12 protein-coding genes are annotated in these 14025 nt (G+C 66.5%); 4 read left to right on the top strand and 8 right to left on the bottom strand.

Features of this window, described 5'->3' with window-relative positions:
* Positions 1-23: 23 nt before the first annotated feature.
* The 4 genes from Q9K02_RS12060 to tsaD form a co-directional block, all read right to left on the bottom strand.
* On the bottom strand, positions 24-1727 hold the full coding sequence (locus Q9K02_RS12060) for a vWA domain-containing protein (protein WP_305933118.1): 1704 nt from the start codon (positions 1725-1727) through the stop codon (positions 24-26).
* Positions 1728-1814: 87 nt separating this feature from the next.
* Positions 1815-3290 (bottom strand): lipopolysaccharide biosynthesis protein, encoded by a 1476-nt coding sequence (locus tag Q9K02_RS12055; protein ID WP_305933117.1) that lies wholly within the window; start codon positions 3288-3290, stop codon positions 1815-1817.
* Between the two features lie 23 nt (positions 3291-3313).
* Entirely contained in the window at positions 3314-4306 is a 993-nt protein-coding gene (locus tag Q9K02_RS12050; protein ID WP_305933116.1) for an NAD(P)H-dependent glycerol-3-phosphate dehydrogenase, read from the bottom strand.
* Positions 4303-5331 (bottom strand): tRNA (adenosine(37)-N6)-threonylcarbamoyltransferase complex transferase subunit TsaD, encoded by a 1029-nt coding sequence (gene tsaD, locus Q9K02_RS12045; RefSeq protein ID WP_305933115.1) that lies wholly within the window; start codon positions 5329-5331, stop codon positions 4303-4305. Before tsaD ends, Q9K02_RS12050 begins: the two co-directional genes overlap by 4 nt.
* A gap of 46 nt (positions 5332-5377) precedes the next feature.
* On the opposite strand from tsaD, the gene hemC reads away from it, so the two are divergent.
* The 3 genes from hemC to Q9K02_RS12030 are packed head-to-tail and all read left to right on the top strand — an operon-like array spanning position 5378 to position 7926.
* Positions 5378-6307 carry a hydroxymethylbilane synthase gene (gene hemC, locus Q9K02_RS12040; RefSeq protein WP_305933114.1) on the top strand — a complete coding sequence of 310 codons (930 nt, stop codon included), beginning with the start codon at positions 5378-5380 and terminating at the stop codon, positions 6305-6307.
* Positions 6304-6996, top strand: coding sequence for a uroporphyrinogen-III synthase (locus Q9K02_RS12035; protein WP_305933113.1), 693 nt, complete (start codon positions 6304-6306; stop codon positions 6994-6996). The genes hemC and Q9K02_RS12035 overlap by 4 nt, the downstream gene beginning before the upstream one ends.
* A gap of 39 nt (positions 6997-7035) precedes the next feature.
* Entirely contained in the window at positions 7036-7926 is an 891-nt protein-coding gene (locus Q9K02_RS12030; protein ID WP_305933112.1) for a hypothetical protein, read from the top strand.
* Between the two features lie 6 nt (positions 7927-7932).
* On the opposite strand, the gene Q9K02_RS12025 is transcribed toward Q9K02_RS12030, so the two are convergent.
* Positions 7933-9156, bottom strand: a complete 1224-nt coding sequence (locus Q9K02_RS12025; protein ID WP_305933111.1) for an FAD-dependent monooxygenase — start codon at positions 9154-9156, stop codon at positions 7933-7935.
* 68 nt (positions 9157-9224) lie between these two features.
* On the opposite strand from Q9K02_RS12025, the gene Q9K02_RS12020 reads away from it, so the two are divergent.
* A complete protein-coding gene (locus tag Q9K02_RS12020; protein ID WP_305933110.1) occupies positions 9225-11294 on the top strand; it encodes a protein-disulfide reductase DsbD family protein in 2070 nt (689 codons plus the stop codon).
* Here Q9K02_RS12020 and Q9K02_RS12015 read toward each other — a convergent pair.
* From Q9K02_RS12015 to Q9K02_RS12005, 3 genes are read right to left on the bottom strand one after another with little or no spacing between them, the layout of a single operon-like run.
* Positions 11251-11832, bottom strand: coding sequence for a hypothetical protein (locus Q9K02_RS12015; protein WP_305933109.1), 582 nt, complete (start codon positions 11830-11832; stop codon positions 11251-11253). The two genes, Q9K02_RS12020 and Q9K02_RS12015, sit on opposite strands and share 44 nt — an antisense overlap.
* Positions 11833-11887: 55 nt before the next feature.
* The gene (locus Q9K02_RS12010; RefSeq protein ID WP_305933108.1) at positions 11888-13378 is read right to left on the bottom strand and encodes a S10 family peptidase; all 1491 of its coding nucleotides are present in this window, start codon (positions 13376-13378) and stop codon (positions 11888-11890) included.
* Positions 13379-13428: 50 nt separating this feature from the next.
* Positions 13429-13983, bottom strand: a complete 555-nt coding sequence (locus Q9K02_RS12005; RefSeq protein ID WP_305933107.1) for a hypothetical protein — start codon at positions 13981-13983, stop codon at positions 13429-13431.
* Between the last annotated feature and the right edge of the window lie 42 nt (positions 13984-14025).

Raw genomic sequence — 14025 nt, 5'->3', positions numbered from 1 at the left:
CTACGCGCCCCCTGCCAAGGCCGCTAGTCCAGCGAGTCGGCGGTCTTCACCAGCTGCACGAATTCCTGCCGCCAGAAATCGCGCGGATTGCCTGCCAGCCCCGCGATCTGGTTGTAGCCGAAACTTTCGAGCATGGGGTCGCCGCGCAGCTTCTGGCCGAAGGCTGCCACCGCGCTGGCGAAGGCGAAATCGCCGCCGGGCAACGCGCCGGTCTGCAAGGCACGCGCCGGGAGTGTATAGGTGATGAGCGAGCTCTTCTCGCCATCGGGCATCTTGTAGCGCAGCTTGATATAGGCCGCTTCGGCAGCAAGATCGCGAGCGCGGGTGTCGATCTTGTCCTCGTAGCGGCGCTGCCCGATCCAGCCCTTGGTGCCTACCGGGACGACTTCGTAGAGCGCCGTCACCTGGTGGCCCGCGCCGATGTCGCCCGCATCGACGGCATCGTTGTCGAAATCCTCCTCGCGCAGGATGCGGTTCTCGTAGCCGACCAGCCGGTACTGGCTGACGACAGCGGGATTGAATTCGACCTGGATTTTCACGTCCTTGGCGATGGTGAACAGCGTCGCGCCCATCTCGTCGCCAAGCACCTTGCGGGCCTCCAGCGCGCTGTCGATGTAGGAATAATTGCCGTTTCCGTTGTTGGCGATCTGCTCCATCATCGCATCGTTCAGATTGCCGCGCCCGAAGCCGAGCACCGACAGGGTCACGCCGGTATCGCGCTTTTCCTCGACCAGTTCGACCAGCGCGTCGCGGTCCGACGTGCCGACATTGAAATCGCCGTCGGTCGCCAAGATCACGCGGTTGACGCCGCCCTCGATCCGGTTTGCTTCGGCGACGCGGTAGGCTAGCTCGATACCGGCACCGCCTGCCGTCGATCCGCCAGCCTGCAGTTGCTCGATCGCGTCCTTTATCTTGCGCTCGTCATTCGTCGGTTCGAGCACGAGTCCCGCGGCCCCGGCATAGACGACGATGGACACCCGGTCGCGCTCGGTCAGCTGCCCCGCAAGCTGGCGCATGGCCGTCTTCACCAGCGGAAGCTTGTCCGCGCTGTACATCGATCCCGATACGTCGAGCAGGAAGACGAGGTTGGCCGCCGGGCGCGTTTCCTCGGGCATCTCGTAGCCTGCCAGCCCGATACGGACGAGGCGCGTCTCCGGATTCCACGGCGACACTGCGACATCGGTATTGACCGTGAACGGCTGCGACCGGTCCGCCGGGCGATCGTAATCGTAGCGGAAGTAATTGACGAACTCCTCGGTCCGCACGGCGGCCTTGGGAGGCATTGCGCCCTCGGAGATGAAGCGCCGCGCATTGGCATAGGCGCCCGTGTCGACATCGACCGAGAAGGTGGACACCGGCTCGTTCGCGACGAGCTTTACCGGCGAGACTTCCTCACCGTCATACTGGTCCCGGCTCGGCACCGTCGGCACGAAGACCGGCGGGAAGTAGCGATACGTGCTGTCTGACGCGCTCGTACTCGTCGCCGCATCGGCCGCTTCCGCAGCAGGAGTGGCAATCCGAGAACCCGTCACCGCGATTGGCGCGGACTGGCTGTATGCGGCCGGCGGCGGAGGAGGTGGCGGCGGAGGAGGAGGCGGTGTCGACCGATCCACGTCCTGGATCCCCTTCGAACCGGTGAGGACGATCTCCTCGCCCCCTTGCTGCGAGGCGCATCCGGCAAGCAGTGCAGCGGCGGCGCAAGTGGCGAACAGGTTCCTCAAACGCATGGGCGGTCCTCCCTCTTTTTAAGAGATAACATTACATGGCTGGCGCGTGAATGCCGACTGAACGTTTGCCATCTGCGACGAGCCGTGTCAGGTCTGTTCCTCCGGGGGCTTGTCCAGATTGCGCCGGAACAGCACGCGATCTTCCGGACCGAAACCGCGTTTCCAGATGATCCAGCCATAAACGAGCAGGATCGCGGGCACGCCGAATGCGAGCTCCGCCCATTCGGGAAGGCGTGTCGCGAGCCAGCCGACCACTACGGCGGGCGCGATGGCGTAGACCAATGCCCAGCGGAAATTGTTGATCGAATGACCGAGAATTTTCGACAGCAAAACGGCCTTGATCAGGCTTGCCGTGCCGAGCGCGATGGCGAGGGCCAGGGCAGCGGCAGCCGCCTTGAACGGCTCACCATAGCCTGCTGCGACGACGACTTGGATCAGCACAACGGTCAGTACGGCTTGGAAGGCGATGGTGCCGATGGAGATCCACAAATTGCGGACGCGCGCGACGTAGATCAGCACGGCTTCCGATACCACCGCCGTCGCGGCCACCACTTCGGCAGCCAGCAATAGCGCAAGGGCTCCGGTCCCGCCGACGAATTCCGGCCCGACCAGGCCCATCACCGCCTCGCCCGGTACGCCGAGCGCCAGCGCGATGCCGGCCTGCATAGCGATGATCCAAAAGCCGACCTGGCAGACCTGTCTGGCGATCGCCTCGTAATTCTTTGTCTTGAGGTTCTTGGTGATGACCGGGCCGAGAATGGGCTCGAAACTGGTCTTGAGCTTTTGCGGCAGGCTCGCGACCTGTTGCGCGATGTAATAGACGCCGACCGCGCTGGGCGCGGCGAACAGGCCGAGGATGAAGATGTCGACGCGCCGGGTCCCCCATTCGATCGCATCGGCGGTTGCCAGCGGCAGCGCGCGGGCGGTCGTGCGGGCCATATAGGGCAGTTCGATCCGCCACTGGCGCGGCAGGCCGTAGGTGCGCAGGAAGGTCCACAGGCCCGTCGCCAGTCCGGCATAAATCGAGATCAGATAGGCCAACGACAGCCCGGCCTCCTGCAGCGAAGGCACGAACCAGAACACGCCCGCCATGATCGAGATCGTCCATGGCTCCACCACGGCGCGAGCGCGCACGGTGGTGGCGATATCGTATTTGTAGGCCTGCGCCGCGAGCACGACCTCGGTCAGCGCATAGCCGGGAATGGCGAGGACGATGAGCCGGTCGAGTTCGGAATACTGTCCGCTCGGGAAAAGCGGTGCGGGGACGAACCAGAAGAAGATGGCCGCAAGGGTCGAGAAAAACAGCGCCAACAACATACCGTCGAATGCGAGGTTGGCCGGATGGACGCCCTCGCCATCGGACATGCGCTGCGCCAGCCCGCGCTTCTCGCCCATCGCACAAACCAGCGCCACCAGCTCGACCACGACGAGCGCGGAGGCGAACACGCCCAGCGCCTCCGGCCCATAGAGGCGGCCCGCGATGAACAGGAAGGGCAGGCGCGCCAACAGGCGCAGCAGGAAGCCGAAGAAGTTCTGCCGTCCGCCCTTGGCGAGGGCAGTCATATCTTCGTCTGATTGTCCGGCTGTCACCCGGCGCTGCCCTGTTCGGCCTTGAGCGGGCGGGCGAGGATTCCCGATACGGTTGTGCGCGGATCGTCGCCCTTGATGAGACCGTAGACCGCCGCGACGATCGGCATGGCGACCCCGTGCCGGGCGGCGAGTTCGACGAGGACAGGCGCGGTATGCGCGCCCTCCGCCACCGTCCGGCGGTCGGCCATCAGCTCTTCGGCCTTTTGCCCTTCGCCCAGCGCCTTGCCGAGCGAGAAATTGCGGCTCGAGGTAGAGGAGCAGGTCAGCACGAGGTCCCCGAGGCCGCACAGGCCCGCCAATGTCTCCGCTCGCGCGCCCAGCGCCTCGCCGAAGCGCAGCATTTCGGCATAGCCGCGCGCGATCAGCGCCGCCCGGGCGTTCTGGCCGAGGCCGAGCCCGTCGACCACGCCGCAAGCGATGGCGAGCACATTCTTCACCGCGCCGCCGATCTCCGCGCCGGTCACATCGTCGGAATAATAGGGGCGGAAGGTGTGCCGCGCAACGACGGGCGAAATGCGATCCCACTGCGCCTCGCCGCCAGAACAGGCGAGGGTCACGGCGGTCGGCAAACCTGCCGCGACCTCATGCGCGAAGGTCGGGCCGGAAAGGACCGCGACCGCGCTTCCCGGCGCCGCGTTGCGCGCGACATCGTTCATCAACCGGCCGCTGCTCGCCTCGATGCCCTTGGAGCAGAGCAGCAGGTCCGCCGGATGCGCGGGCATGTCGGCCAGCACGCTGCCCATATGCTGTGCGGGCGTGACGACGAGCAGCACGTCGAGCTGTGCCATCTCGGCCAGATCGCCGGTGGCCCGCACGGTCTTCGCCAGCGTCGCCGAGGGCAGGAACAGCGTGTTGGTGTGGTGCGCGTTGATTTGCTCGACCAGTTCCGGCTCGCGCGCCCAGATCAGCACGTCGCGCCCGTCGCTGGCGAGCATTTGCGCGAGCGCCGTGCCCCAGGCACCCGCTCCGAGGACGCCGACACTCGTCATGCCTTCACTCCAGCGCCGCGGACAGGCTCCGCGTCGGGATCGAGCGGCCAGCGCGGGCGGGCGGCAATGTCGAGCGGGTCGGACTGGCCGAGGCGCTCGACACCCGCCCAGGCGATCATTGCAGCGTTATCGGTGCACAGAGCGGGCGGGGGAGCGGCAAAGCGCATGCCGTGGTCTGCGGCGAGGCCTTCAAGGGCCGCGCGAACCGTCGCGTTGGCCGCTACCCCGCCGGCCACCACCAACGTCTCGACATCGTCCATGCTCTCGAGCGCGATCCGCAGCCGGTCGACCACGCAGTCGACGGCAGCCTGCTGGAAGCTCGCGGCGAGATCTGAAGCCGTGTGGTTGCCGCTCTCGTAAGCGCGCAATACTGCGCTCTTCAGGCCGGCGAAGGAGAAATGCGGTTCGCCGCTGCCGACCATGGGGCGGGGCAAGGGCACGGCGGATGGGTCACCGTCTTTCGCCACGCGCTCCACCGCCGGACCGCCGGGGAAGCCCAGGCCGAGGATCTTGGCGGTCTTGTCGAAGGCTTCGCCCAGCGCGTCGTCGATAGTGGTGGCGAGGCGTTTGTATTGCCCGACGCCGTCGACGCGCAGGATCTGGCAATGCCCGCCGGAGACGAGCAGCAGGGCGTAGGGAAACCCGATCGAGCTATCGGCAAGGCGCGGGCTGAGTGCATGGCCCTCGAGATGGTTCACCGCGATCAGCGGCGTGTCGCTCGCCATCGCGAGTGCCTTGGCGCTGACGAGGCCGACCATCACGCCGCCGATCAGTCCCGGACCCGCCGTGGCGGCGATCGCATCGCAATCGGCGAGGTCCACACCGGCATCCGCCAGCACGCCCTCGATCATCGGGGCCAGCCGCTCGGCATGAGCGCGCGCGGCGATCTCCGGCACCACGCCGCCATACGGCGCATGTTCCGCGTCCTGCGAGGCGATACGCTGCGCCACGATGCGGCCCTCGCCATCGACCAGCGCGGCGGCGGTTTCGTCGCAGGAACTTTCTATGCCGAGCACGAGTACCATCGCGCTTTCCCTTAGCGGTATCGCTCGCTAGGGCAAGCGAACCTCTATGGTTGACACACCGCTCATCCGCCTCGGAACCCGCCAGTCGCCGCTTGCCATGGCGCAGGCACACGAGACCCGCGCGCGCCTGTGTGCAGCGCATGGCTGGGACGAAGCGGCGGTCGAGCTTGTGCAGGTGATCGCCAGCGGCGACCGCATCCAGGACCGCCCGCTGGCCGAAATCGGCGGCAAGGCCCTGTGGACGCGCGAACTCGATATCTGGCTGGCGGAAGGCCGGATCGACGCGGCGGTGCATTCGATGAAGGATGTCGAAACGCTGCGGCCCGAAACGCTGACCATCGCCGCGATCCTGCCACGCGCGGACAAGGCGGACGTACTACTCGGCGCAGCTTCGCTCGATGCCATTCCCGAAAGCGCGCGGGTGGGGACGAGCGCGCCGCGCCGCGCTGCGCAATTATTGCACAGGCGACCCGATCTCCAAGTGGTCGGCATTCGGGGCAACGTGGCGACACGCATGGCCAAGCTCGAGGGCGGTGAGGCCGATGCGACTTTCCTTGCGGCGGCCGGATTGCAGCGCCTTGGCGAGGAGCAGGTCGGCACGCGGCTCGAGCCCGAAGACTGGCTGCCCGCACCGGCACAGGCGGCGATCGGGATCGAATGCCGTACCGACAATGCGCAGGCTCGCGACTATCTCGCAGCCATCGACAACGGGCCCAGCCATGCGGAAATCCTCGCCGAGCGTCGCCTGCTGGAAGGGCTCGGCGGCGGTTGCAGCAGCCCGATCGCAGCGCTGACCACGACCGAAGGCGATACGCTGGTCTTGCGAGCGGCGATCTTCAGCGCCGACGGGAGAGAGCGGATCGAGGATAGCGCCAGCTTTGCCAGCGACGATGCCGATGCGCCGCGCGAGCTGGCGGCGCGTTTGCTCGGTCGGGCGCCGCCTCCGGTGCGCGCGCTCTTCGAGGGCGGGGCGTGAAGCCACTCCTTCTTTTGCGACCCGAACCGGGCTGGACGGTGTCGGCGAAGACCGCTCGCGATATGGGCATGGAGGTGGTCGGCGCCCCGCTGTTCGACATCGAGACGGTAGCCTGGGACCCACCGGAGCGGGACCAGTTCGACGGACTTCTGATCGGCAGCGCCAATGCCTTTCGCCATGCCGGCGACAGCCTGAAGCGTTATGCGAAGCTGCCGGTTCATGTCGTCGGACAGGCGACTGCCGATGCCGCCCGCAGCGCCGGCCTGATGGTCGGGCAGGTGGGCAAGGGCGGGCTTCAGTCCGTGCTCGACCGGCTTCAGGGCCGCAAACTGCGACTGCTGCGGCTGGCGGGAGAAGATCGGGTTCCGCTCAAGGCTCCCGAGGGGGTGCGTGTCGAGGCGCGGGTGGTCTATCGCGCCGTCCCGCAATCGCTGGAATTGCCCCAGCCCTTGCTGCGCGGCACGGTCGTGGCGCTTCATTCGGGGGCGGCTGCCGAACGCTTCGCGGAGGAATGCAGCCGGCTGAAAGTCGATCGCACGAAATTCATCGTCGTCGCGATCGGTTCGCGCGTTGCCGAAATGGTCGGCGAAGGCTGGGCCTCGGTCCACGTCGCCTGGACGCCCGATGATGGCGCAATGCTGGCCTTGGCGAAATCTTTGTGCCAAGAATCGTCGGACGGGGATGGATAGGTCCGGAATACCGGGCATCGGGTCGCAGAACGGAAGTCGATGAAAGAATTCACCAGCAGCTCGCGCAAGGGGCCGTCCGTGCGGCCCGTGCTCGCAGCGGTCCTTGCCTCTTTCCTGCTCGGCGGCGCCGTGGCGGGATACGCCGTCTACAAGATGCAGGACCGCGAGCCAGAGGTCGTACAGCTGCCTACGCCCTCGAATGCCGGCGAACCTTCCGCCGATCCATCCGCCTCGCCGACCCCGACGCCGTCTGCCACGGCCAGTCAGGCGGCGGAGCAGGCCGTCGCCCGTGTGGAAGAGCAGCAGGGCGGGATCGACCAGCGGCTGGCCGCAGCGGAGCAACGACTCTCGCGGCTCGACCTGCAGGCACAGGCTGCGGCGGGCAATGCCGCGCGGGCAGAGGGACTGCTCATCGCTTTTGCTACGCGGCGAGCGTTGGAGAAAGGCGCGGAACTTGGCTTCCTTGCCGACCAGCTGCGGCTCCGCTTCGGCGATGCCATGCCCAATGCGGTCGACACGCTGATCCGCACCAGCCGCAATCCGATAACGCTCGACGTTTTGATTGCGCGGCTCGAAGGCCTCGCGCCGCGCCTTGCCGAACCGTCGCAGGCTGGCGGCTTCGAGCGGTTTCAGGAAGAGCTCTCGCAGCTCTTCATCATCCGCAGCGAAAGCGCCCCGTCGCCGCAACCCGAACGGCGGCTGGAGCGTGCGCGCCTGTTTCTCGAGAGCGGACGGACCGAAGCGGCGATCGCCGAGGTACGCAATCTGCCGGGAGCGCAGAACGCCCGCAGCTGGATCCGCGATGCGGAGCGGTTCGCCGCCATGCAGCAGGCGCTCGATCTGATCGAAACGGCCGCCGTGCTGGAGCCGCGCCGCCTGCGCGACGGGGCGGGTAACCGGATCGAACAGCCGAGTCCGGTCGAGGAGTAGCCCTCCCTAGGCCTTCAGCATTTCCGGCAGGTCGCCGGAGACCCCGCGCGCCTCGTCCATGAAGAAGCGCTTGAGCCAGCTCGATCGCTGGACCCCGGCCATGCCGAAGCGGCGCAGCGCGCTGGCCGTTTTGCCGGGAACGCCGAACAGCCGCGTCAGGCTATCGGTTGCGCCCATGACCATCAGCGAATCGAGCGCACGCCATTCCTCGTATTTCTTCAGGACCTGCGCATCGCCGAGATCGAGGCCAAGCCGCAGCGCCTCGTCCAGTACTTCGACCAGCGCTCCCACGTCTCGCAGGCCGAGATTGAGGCCCTGTCCGGCGATCGGATGCATGCCGTGGGCGCTGTCGCCCACCAGCGCCAGCCGGTCGTCGACGATGCGCGCCGTGTGCTGGAAGCTGAGCGGATAGGACGAACGCCCGCTATTGAGCGTCAGCTCGCCCAGCAGATCGCCCATGCGCTTGCGGATTTCCGCAAGAAAGGCGCGGTCGGACAGCTTGAGGACGCCGGCGGCATTCTTCTCGTCCACCGTCCACACCAGCGCGCTGCGGTGCTTGCCGTCTGATCCGTCGAGCATGGGGAGGAGCGCGAAGGGGCCTTCGGGATAGAATATTTCCCAAGCGACATTGTCGTGCGGCTTGGTGTGATCGAGGCCGGCGATGATCGCGCGGTGGCTGTAATCCCAGCTCGCCATCTTGAGCCCGGCATCCTCGCGCGAAGGCGAACCGCGGCCTTCCGCGCCGACCATCAGCGCGGCCTTGAGCACCGTCCCGTCGCCCAGCGTCGCCGAAACGCCGAACTCGCCGCGATCCCGCGCGACGACATCGACCGGGGCGTGCCAGGAAATGAGCGGTTCCTTCGCCGCCGCCTCGTGCAGCGCGAGGCGCAGCTGGCGGTTGGCGAACATGCGCCCCAACGTGCCTTCATGCGGTTCGGGGCGAAAATCGAGCTGGCCGGGCTTCATCTGGTCGACCACCGCGATGGAGGCGATGTCACAGCCATGCGGTTCGAGCACCTCCTCCAACCCGATCTTGCGGAACAGGCGCCAACTGGCCGTCGATATGGCGGAGGCCCGCCCGTCGAAACCTTCCGCCGTCAGCGAGGCCGGATCGGCGCGGTCGACGAGATGGCTCGAAATGCCCTTGCTCGCCGCGGCCAGCGCCAGTGTCATCCCGACCAGACCACCGCCGAGGATCAGCAGATCGCGAGTGTCGTTTGCCTGTGTCACGTTTCAGCGCCTCGTTGCGAATAGCCTGTCATGGCCCTAGATGCGCATCCGTGGACGAAGCAAGGACAATGACTGGTTTGCGCGCCTTTCTGGCTGCCCTGCTCATAGCTGTCCTGGCGCTTTTCGCCGTGCCTGCCGCTGCGCAATCGCAGCCTGGCGGACCGAACGATATCGCGGTCGAGATTTTCTCCGACCGACAGCAGCGCGCCGAGGACGGCTCCGTCCAGATGACCGTCGCGCTGCGCTTCACGCCAAGATCCGAGGAATGGCACGGTTATTGGTCCAATCCGGGCGATGCCGGGCTCGGCATGCAGGTAGAGTGGTCCTGGCCCGAGGAATGGTTCGGCGAAGCGCAATATCCGCTGCCAAAGCGCCTCGTCATCGCCGACCTCATGAACCACGTTTACGAGGGCGAATACGCGGTTCTCTATCCGGTCAATATTCCTGCTGATGCCCCGCTGGACGATCTTGGCCCGCTCGAGGCGACGGTCGACTATCTTGCCTGCACGGACGTGATCTGCGTGCCGCAGACCGCGCAGGTGCGGCTGACGGCGGAGCGGATGGGTGTCTCGCTCGACCGCTGGCGCGCCGATGTCGTCCCGCCGCTCGGCAGCGAAGCGGGGTTCGAAATCGCAAAAAATCGACTTCGGATCGGCATTCCGCTGCCCGCTGCCAGCGACCTTGGCGACGTGCACGTGTTTCTCGCGACAAGCGATCTCGGCAGCGGCAAACGGCCCCGCTACGCCGCGATCCAGACCTTTATGCGCGAGGGCGATCTGCTGGTCGCCGAAATTCCCGTGCAGCAAACACCGCTCGCCGATGAGACCGGCACACAAAACCGGGTCGAAGGTATCCTCGATCTCGGCAATGGGCGCGGCGTAGGCTTCACGGCGACACCGTCGGATGTACCGCTCGAAGGCGTAAAGCCGATCCGCAGCGAGGCGGCCACGCCCGAACTGTGGCAATTGCTGCTCGCCGCGCTGGTGGGCGGACTGCTGCTCAATATCATGCCCTGCGTGTTCCCGATCCTCAGCCTGAAGGCGCTGGCGCTGGCCAAGGCTGGTGGAGAGCAGGCGTCGGCGCGCTCGGATGCGCTGGCCTATACCGCGGGGGTCGTGCTGGCCTGCGCCGGGCTGGGCTTGCTGATCCTTGCCTTGCGTTCGGCAGGCGAGCAGGTCGGCTGGGCCTTCCAGTTGCAGGAGCCGGTCGTCCTCGTCGGCCTGTTCCTGCTGTCGCTGGCCATCACAGCCAATTTCCTGGGTCTGTTCGACGTGCCCGGGCTTGCGGTATCGGGCCACGGACCGTCGCGCGGCGGGTCGTTTGCGACCGGCCTGCTCGCAGCCTTCGTCGCAACGCCGTGCACGGGGCCATTCATGGCGCTGGCCCTCGGCGCAGCCTTGGTGATTCCGCCCCTCGACGGGCTGCTGGTCTTCACCGCGCTCGGAGTGGGGCTCGCGCTGCCGTTTCTCCTCATCGGGTTTGTCCCTGCGTTTCGCAGGCGCCTGCCGAAGCCGGGCCCGTGGATGGAGCGCTTCCGCCGCTGGATGGCGCTGCCGATGGGTCTGACGGCGCTCGCACTGGGCTGGCTGCTCTGGCGGGTCGGCGGCTCGGAATACCTCGCGTTGGTCGGGGCTGTCGGCCTCTTTGCCGTGCTCGGCCTGGCGCTGGTCGGCCTGTTCCAGCGCCGCGGACGGAGCGGAGCAAGTGTTATCGCCGCCGCTCTAGTGGGAGTGCTCGCCCTCGGGACTGCGCTCTTGCCAGCTCCGCAAGCTCAGGCGAACAGTTCCGAAAGCCTCCTCGATCCGGTGGAGTTCTCCGAAGCCGCACTCGCCGAAGCGCGGGCGAGCGGACGGCCGGTGTTCGTCTGGTTCACCGCCGACTGGTGCGTCACCTGCAAGGTCAACGAGAGCGTCGCCATCGAGCGGGAGACAACACGGGCTGCCTTCGAGGAGGCAGGCGTCGTCGCGATCCGCGCGGACTGGACGCGGCGCGATGAGGAAATCTCGCGTATCCTCAGCCGGCAGGGCGCAGCGGGCGTCCCGCTGTACTTGTGGTACGAGCCAGGCGCAGATGCCGAGCAATTGCCGCAAGTGCTTACGCCGGATCTTCTGGCGCGGAAGGCTCGGGCTCCGCGCTAGTTTCCTCGGGTTGGGCGTCGTCTTGTAAACGACAACGCTCGACCAGCTCTCCCGGCAATGCACTTGGGTTGAGGATGAGGCTTCCCGCACCCGGAACGGTCGCTTCGACCTGCCGCGTGCCGGTGAGTACGTCGAGCGCCGGGTCCTCGGCCTCGACTGCGCCTTCCCAACGCCAGACGTTGCCGCGCTCAACCGCATCGATCTTGAGCCGCGAGACATGGCCGTTGCCGATCAACGCAAGGATTGCCTTCGCATGCGCGTCGGCCTTGGCGAAGCGTGTGTAGGCGACCAGCGGCAGGCCGCCCTGGTCGGTGCACTCGAGCGCGAAGAACGGTCGTTCGCCCGGTTTGCCGTAAAGCAATCGGTCGGCATTGTCCGTCGCGGCCCAGACCGCACCTTCGGTATCGGGAGACCGGATCGGTTCGGACGGCGCCTCGGCGCGCGGCGCAATGCGCGTGCGCTCGGTATATTCGTCGGACGCCGGCGGCTTGCAGGCTGCCAGCAAGAGGACGAATAGCGGGGCAAGGATGCGAACCATCGCTGCGGCTATGGCACAGCGCATCGCACGATCAAGCGGCAGAGCAAAACTGTCCTCAGCGGTCGCGAATAAAGGCGCGGATGTCGGCCGAAAGCTTCGCCCGGTCCTCGTCGCGCACATACATCATGTGGCCCGCATCGTAATAGCGGAAGGTCAGCCGGTCCTGTGGTATGCCGTATCGGTTCAGCGAATATTCCGCGCCGAAAAAGGGTGTCGCGAAATCGTACCACCCTTGCGCGTTGAACAGACGCAGTTGCGAATTCTCGCGCATGGCCTTGCCGATGAAGGGCGCGACGTTGAGATAGGCATTCCGGCCACCGCCCAGCGACCAGTCCCAATTGCGGCCCGGTTCGCTGCCGATGGACTGGTATTCGCGCTCGGTTTCGAAGCCCAGCCCCTCGCGCAGCCATTCGTTGATGGCGGCGGTGTAGCCTGCGTCGATGCCATAGAAGCTCGGGTCGTTGTCGGGTGTCTCGCCCGCATTGTCGAAGTCTGTTCCCGTATAGCGCGCGTCGAGCCGGCCTATGGTCAGCCCCCGGTCGCGCAACAGCTCCTTGTAGAAGCGCTGGCTGGTGACGCGCAAATTGGCCTGGTCGAGATAGGTCTCCGACAGGCCGGTCAGCCGTGAGAGTTCCGCGCGCACTGCGGCGCGTTCCGCATCTGGCAGGTCCTGCCCCTTGAGCAGCGCGGTGGCGAAGGGGCCGATGGCGAACTGTCTCGCTTCCTCGGCGATCGCTTCGACCGACGGCGCCTGCACCTTGCCATGGTAATAGGCCGCAGCGGCCATGTTCGGCAGCGTGACGAGATAGGCCATCTCGTTGCCCGGCGTGGGCTCGCGTGCTGCGAAGTCGAGGATCGTGGACACGAGGATCAGGCCGTTGAGACCGACATCGTTGAAGGTGCCGCCTTCCAGCTCGTCCACCACCATGGCAGTGCGCGTAGTGCCGTAACTTTCGCCGCCGAGATATTTCGGGCTGTTCCAGCGGCCGTTGTCGTTGATCCAGCGGCGGATCACCTCGGCGACGGCACGCGCATCCTGCCGCAAGCCGTAGTATTTCTCGGGATCGGTGCCGTGGGTCAGATGGCTGAAACCCGTGCCAGGCGGATCGATGAAGACGAGGTCAGCAACGTCCAGCAAGCTGTCGGGATTGTCGAGCAGCGGATAGGGCGGTGCGCCATCGTCGCGCGCATCGGACGGTATCGCGACCCGCTTGGGTCCCCATGCGCCCATCTGCAGCCAGACCGAACCCGATCCCGGCCCGCCGTTGTAGATGAAGAACACCGGCCGCGACGTGTCCCGCGGGGTCCTGACGTAGCTGGTAGTGACGATGACGGCCTCGGGTTCGCCCTCGTCGCTCTCAAGCACGGTTTCACGGACCGTGGCGCGGTAGGGGACGCGCTGACCGGCGAAGGTTCCGGTCAGGTTGCGCGTGCGCACTTGGGGATCGACGGGCGCTGCAGCCTCGGCTTCGGGAGGCTGGTCCTGTGCCGAGAGGGGTAGCGGCAGGGCGAGCGATGCGGCGGCGGCCAGGAGCAAATATCTCATGCGCCCGGCTATGCCGCCTTCACCTCATCACGTAAATGCGCTTCGCCCCCTCAGGAGTCCGACATGCAGGCATCGAGTGCAGCGGTCAGCTGCTCTGAAGCGGGTACGGTGATCGAGCGTTCGCCCAGCGTCAGCGTGGTCGGCGATGTCGCACCGGCCAGCAGCATGTATGCCTCGCTGCCTTGCGGAACATCTCCCTGCCAGATCGCGTCGGGCCCGAGGACGCTGGCAACGCCTTCGACCTCGACTTCCGCGGCATTATCGCCATTGCGGATCGCGAGCATTTCGGTCGCATCGGCAGTCGCCTGCTCGATCCACTGGAAGACCAGCGTCTCCTCGCCAGTCACAGCGCCATTGCAGGAGAACGAAATCACACCTTCGCTTTCCGCCGTGCCGTAGAGCGCGGTGCGGGTCGACGGTTTGTAGAACCAGCGCCGGCCTTCCTCGTCGAATTCGGTATTCTCGCCCGAGCGCGGGCCTTCGATGGGGCGGTTCTCGGCAATGGCGGCCGCTTCTTCGCTGACATCGCCTTCGCCCTCACCGGTATCGCCGCAGGCGGCCAAGGCCAGCACGGCAACGGAAGCAAGCAGGACACGCATGGTCATCTCCGAATAGTTCGCCGGATAAACTCGGGCGAAGGGCATCGG

Origin of the sequence: Qipengyuania profundimaris (assembly GCF_030717945.1) — a bacterium.
In the GTDB taxonomy this organism is placed as follows: domain Bacteria; phylum Pseudomonadota; class Alphaproteobacteria; order Sphingomonadales; family Sphingomonadaceae; genus Qipengyuania; species Qipengyuania profundimaris.
Note: the sequence above shows the minus strand (reverse complement) of the source record. Positions and strands in the feature narration are given on the sequence as shown.

Coding starts and splice junctions, on each gene's coding strand:
- Q9K02_RS12060 (WP_305933118.1), bottom strand. CDS start 1,727: ATGCGTTTGAGGAACCTGTTCGCCACTTGCGCCGCCGCTGCACTGCTT.
- Q9K02_RS12055 (WP_305933117.1), bottom strand. CDS start 3,290: ATGACTGCCCTCGCCAAGGGCGGACGGCAGAACTTCTTCGGCTTCCTG.
- Q9K02_RS12050 (WP_305933116.1), bottom strand. CDS start 4,306: ATGACGAGTGTCGGCGTCCTCGGAGCGGGTGCCTGGGGCACGGCGCTC.
- tsaD (WP_305933115.1), bottom strand. CDS start 5,331: ATGGTACTCGTGCTCGGCATAGAAAGTTCCTGCGACGAAACCGCCGCC.
- hemC (WP_305933114.1), top strand. CDS start 5,378: ATGGTTGACACACCGCTCATCCGCCTCGGAACCCGCCAGTCGCCGCTT.
- Q9K02_RS12030 (WP_305933112.1), top strand. CDS start 7,036: ATGAAAGAATTCACCAGCAGCTCGCGCAAGGGGCCGTCCGTGCGGCCC.
- Q9K02_RS12020 (WP_305933110.1), top strand. CDS start 9,225: ATGACTGGTTTGCGCGCCTTTCTGGCTGCCCTGCTCATAGCTGTCCTG.
- Q9K02_RS12015 (WP_305933109.1), bottom strand. CDS start 11,832: ATGGTTCGCATCCTTGCCCCGCTATTCGTCCTCTTGCTGGCAGCCTGC.
- Q9K02_RS12010 (WP_305933108.1), bottom strand. CDS start 13,378: ATGAGATATTTGCTCCTGGCCGCCGCCGCATCGCTCGCCCTGCCGCTA.
- Q9K02_RS12005 (WP_305933107.1), bottom strand. CDS start 13,983: ATGACCATGCGTGTCCTGCTTGCTTCCGTTGCCGTGCTGGCCTTGGCC.